The sequence below is a fragment of the Rhizobium sp. SVR5-9E genome (assembly GCF_056755095.1).
Window position 1 is genome coordinate 1 of the sequence record NZ_JBNDHS010000224.1, and the last position, 881, is coordinate 881.

Below are 881 nucleotides of genomic sequence, written 5' to 3' on the forward strand. Positions count from 1 at the left end.
TCGTAGACGCCGGCCGGACAGTAGCGGGTCGAGGGACCGGCATAGACGCCGTATTCGGACGATTTCTGCAGCGCCATATCCTTGACCTGCAGGTGCACCGGCTGGTCTTCCTCGTGGTTGGTGTTCGATAGGAACACCGAAGAGAGACGGTCGAAGGTCAGAACGCCGTCCGGCTTGGGATAGGCGATCGGCTTGTGTTGCGCGGCGGGCTCCAGGGAAGCCGCATCGGTCTTGCCGTGCTTCAGCGTTCCAAACAAAGAGAAGCCGAAGAGCTGGTTGGTCCACATGTCGAAGCCGCCAAGCGCCACGCCGATTGCGGTGCCGAACTTCGACCACAGCGGCTTGACGTTGCGCACCCTCTTCAGGTCCTTGCCGATGTCGCTGGCACGCCAGTCGGTCTCGATCTCGACGACCTCGTCATTGGCGCGGCCCGCCGCGATCGCAGCAGCGATCCTGTCGGCCGCCAGCATGCCCGAGAGCACCGCATTATGGCTGCCCTTGATGCGCGGCACGTTGACGAAACCGGCCGAACATCCGATCAACGCTCCGCCCGGGAAGGAGAGCTTCGGCACCGACTGGTATCCGCCCTCGGTAATGGCGCGGGCGCCGTAGGAGAGCCGCTTGCCGCCCTCGAAGGTGGTGCGGATTGCCGGATGCGTCTTGAAGCGCTGGAACTCCTCGAACGGATAGAGATAGGGGTTCTTGTAGTTCAGGTGGACGACGAAGCCGACGGCAACGAGGTTGTCTTCCAGATGATAGAGGAACGAGCCGCCGCCGGTCTTGAAGCCGAGCGGCCAGCCGAAGGAATGCTGCACGAGGCCCGGTTTGTGGTTCTCGGGCTTCACCTCCCAGAGCTCCTTGAGGCCAATGCCGAATTTTTG

At 62.7% G+C, this 881-nt stretch carries 1 protein-coding gene; it reads right to left on the bottom strand.

Annotated features, from left to right (window positions below):
* Window positions 1-881: electron transfer flavoprotein-ubiquinone oxidoreductase (locus ACPYOJ_RS34530; RefSeq protein WP_481420253.1), on the bottom strand; the 881-nt coding region annotated here is incomplete at both ends.